This is a genomic window from Citrobacter sp. Colony219, from assembly GCF_019382635.1.
GTDB lineage: Bacteria > Pseudomonadota > Gammaproteobacteria > Enterobacterales > Enterobacteriaceae > Citrobacter > Citrobacter youngae.
In genome coordinates this window covers 3,840,786-3,843,699 of sequence record NZ_CP080033.1, presented here as the reverse complement: position 1 = coordinate 3,843,699, position 2,914 = coordinate 3,840,786, and the positions used below count along the sequence as shown (strand labels likewise).

Sequence of the window (2,914 nt, the reverse complement as noted above, 5' to 3'; positions counted from 1 at the left end):
CTCTTAGAGATAAAATCTCTTTTTAAACAATGATTAATTTTTTGCTTGTAGGGAGTGTGTATGGGTTTCTGGAGAATCGTTTTTACTATTATTTTGCCTCCGCTCGGCGTGTTGCTGGGTAAAGGATTTGGTTGGGCATTTATCCTCAATATCGTTCTGACGCTGCTGGGCTACATCCCAGGTCTGATCCACGCCTTCTGGATACAGACGCGTAACTAATTCCCCTTCTACAGCGGCGCTTTGGCGCCGTTTTCTTTGCGCCTCGTTCTCCTCTGCTACACTTTTGGGGTTGATTGTTAATTACCGAGGTGGATATGGGACTCTTCAATTTTGTAAAAGATGCGGGTGAAAAACTGTGGGATGCGGTCACTGGAAATCATGACACAGCCGATCTGGCAAAAAAAGTGCAGGAACATCTGAATAAAACCGGTATTCCGGATGCGGATAAAGTGGACGTCCAAATTAACGAAGGCAAAGCCACCGTTTCTGGTGATGGATTAAGTCAGGAAGCGAAAGAAAAAATCCTGATTGCGATTGGTAATATCTCTGGTATCGCCAGCGTAGATGATCAGGTTAAAACCTCTGCGCCCGCTAGCGAAAGCCAGTTTTATACCGTGAAATCAGGGGATACCCTGAGCGCGATTGCCAAACAGGTTTACGGTAACGCCAATCTGTATAATCAAATATTTGAAGCGAATAAACCAATGCTGAAAAGCCCGGATAAAATTTATCCCGGGCAGGTTTTACGTATTCCGGAGCAGTAATATTATTCAGGCTTATTCCGTCAGCAATTTACCGGACATCGCCTGTTGAATAATCGGAATCGGCGTCAGCAGGTGCTGGCGCATTAATTCGCTGGCGCGCGCGGCATCGCGTGCCAGAATAGCTTCGGTCAGTGTTTGGTGCTGATCGTGTTTGTCTTCCAGCATCTCCACCGACAGCACCGTTTTTCGCAGCCAGATAAACCGGTAGCGCGCCGCCAAATCGAACAGTCGTTCGCGCATTTGCAGCAGATATTGTGAACCGCAACCGGCGACAATCGCCGAGTGAAACGCCTGATGGCGCTGATCCCACTCGTCGAGCATCTGTTCACTGGCGTCAATAGCTTCAAGCTTACTAAGCATATGCGCGCGTGCCAGAATTTCAGCCTCCCAGGCGTCGTCGCCGCGTTCAATGGCCAGCGCGACCAGCATGGCTTCCATATTGGCGCGGGCATCGAAAATATCGAGCAACTCCTGCTCTGACATCGGGGCGACACGATACCCTTTCTGATTCACCACCGTCACCAACCGCTCGGCAACTAACTGCGAAAGCGCTTCGCGCAGTGGCCCAACGCCAAGATCATAACGCGAGGTCAGCAGGCTCATACGCAGTTTTTCATCAGGCTGATACACACCGCGGATGATGTCGTTCTTCAGCCAGCGGTATCCATCAATGGCCGTCGGTTGGGGAATGGCGGTCATGGTCATACTCCTGAAAGGATTTCCCGGCCTGCGCCGGGAACAGGTTTAATGCGTATTTTGCAATGGTGCTTTTTGCCACGATAGCAGTTTTTTCCAGCGCGACATAATGGGCACGGTGCAAATAATGCCTATGGCTAACAATCCGGTAGAGATAACTTCCAGCTGTTGTGCCGGGCGAAACAGCATGACCACCAGCACAAAGATAATAAACGCGATGACCAGCCAGGTAAGCCACGGATAGAGCCACATTTTCAGTTTAATTTCGCCGCCTCGCGCCAGCAGGATTTTGCGCATCCGCAGTTGAGAAACGGCAATGACCAGATAGACCAGCAGTGCGATGGCACCGGAACTGTCGATCAGGAATTTAAACACCTTGGCCGGGGCGTAATAGTTGACGATGACGGTGAGGAATGCCGCCCCGGTAGACAGCAACACCGCCACATACGGCGTTTTGCTGCGGTTTGTTTTACCCATAAAGGCGGGGGCATCGCCACGACGGCTCAGGGAATAGAGCATGCGTGATGATGTATACAGCGCGGAGTTGAGACAGCTAGTCACCGACAGCAAAATGACGCAATCCATGATCAGTTTCGCGTGCGGAATATGCAGTAACTCCAGTACCGAGCGGTAAGAACCGACTTCTTTCAGTCCCGGCATGTTCCACGGGATCAGTGCCACCACCACAAAAATAGAGCACAGATAGAAGATGGAGATACGCCAGATAACCGAGTTGGTGGCGCGAACGATATGTTTATCCGGGGTATCGGATTCGGCGGCGGCGATGGTAACTATCTCTGCGCCCATAAAGGAGAACATGGTGATTAACATTGCGCTGATCACGGCGCCAAAACCGTTGGGCATAAAGCCGCCCTGATCCCACAGGCGCGAAACCCCGCTGACCTCGGCATAAGGATAGAAACCGCTAATCGCCGCTGCGCCGAGGGTTATAAACGCCAGAATGGCAACCACTTTGCACAGCGCCAGCCAGAACTCGAACTCACCGTAATTTTTGACGCTCAGCAAATTACTGCCGGTTAATGCCAGCGTGATAACCAGAGAAAACAGCCAGATAGGAATGCCAGGCACCCAGGAGTGAAGAATGATGGCGGCGATATTCGCCTCCAGCGGGATAACCAACACCCAGAACCACCAGTACAACCAGCCGATGGTGTAACCCGCCCAAGGGCCGATGGCCTTATCGGCGTATGTGGAAAAAGAACCGGTATCCGGTGTGGCGACGGCCATTTCGGCCAACATGCGCATAATCATCACCACCAGCAATCCGGCGAACAGATAGGCTAATAATACTGCGGGACCGGCTTCTGCAATCGCCACGCTTGAACCGACAAACAGACTTGCGCCGATTACCCCGGCAATAGACAGCATGGTGACGTGGCGTGATTTCAGCCCGCCCCCTAAATCATGTGATTGTGACAGTTGCCCCATCTTTA

4 protein-coding genes are annotated in these 2,914 nt (G+C 51.6%); 2 read left to right on the top strand and 2 right to left on the bottom strand.

Annotation, left to right across the window (positions count from 1 at the left end; translation table 11 throughout):
• Nucleotides 1-60: 60 nt before the first annotated feature.
• Both JTI85_RS17085 and lysM read left to right on the top strand, forming a co-directional pair.
• Entirely contained in the window at nt 61-219 is a 159-nt protein-coding gene (locus tag JTI85_RS17085) for a YqaE/Pmp3 family membrane protein (protein WP_003037242.1), read from the top strand.
• A gap of 95 nt (nt 220-314) precedes the next feature.
• A complete protein-coding gene (gene lysM, locus JTI85_RS17080; protein ID WP_003037241.1) occupies nt 315-764 on the top strand; it encodes a peptidoglycan-binding protein LysM in 450 nt (149 codons plus the stop codon).
• Nucleotides 765-776: 12 nt separating this feature from the next.
• Here lysM and csiR read toward each other — a convergent pair whose 3' ends face one another.
• Nucleotides 777-1,463, bottom strand: a complete 687-nt coding sequence (gene csiR, locus JTI85_RS17075; protein ID WP_016150866.1) for a DNA-binding transcriptional regulator CsiR — start codon at nt 1,461-1,463, stop codon at nt 777-779.
• 45 nt (nt 1,464-1,508) lie between these two features.
• Nucleotides 1,509-2,909 (bottom strand): GABA permease, encoded by a 1,401-nt coding sequence (gene gabP, locus JTI85_RS17070; protein WP_048212991.1) that lies wholly within the window; start codon nt 2,907-2,909, stop codon nt 1,509-1,511.
• Nucleotides 2,910-2,914: the final 5 nt, after the last annotated feature.

Bases quoted from the DNA above. Each gene is read 5' to 3' on its own strand.
- lysM (WP_003037241.1), top strand. From the start codon at position 315: ATGGGACTCTTCAATTTTGTAAAAGATGCGGGTGAAAAACTGTGGGAT.
- JTI85_RS17085 (WP_003037242.1), top strand. From the start codon at position 61: ATGGGTTTCTGGAGAATCGTTTTTACTATTATTTTGCCTCCGCTCGGC.
- gabP (WP_048212991.1), bottom strand. From the start codon at position 2,909: ATGGGGCAACTGTCACAATCACATGATTTAGGGGGCGGGCTGAAATCA.
- csiR (WP_016150866.1), bottom strand. From the start codon at position 1,463: ATGACCGCCATTCCCCAACCGACGGCCATTGATGGATACCGCTGGCTG.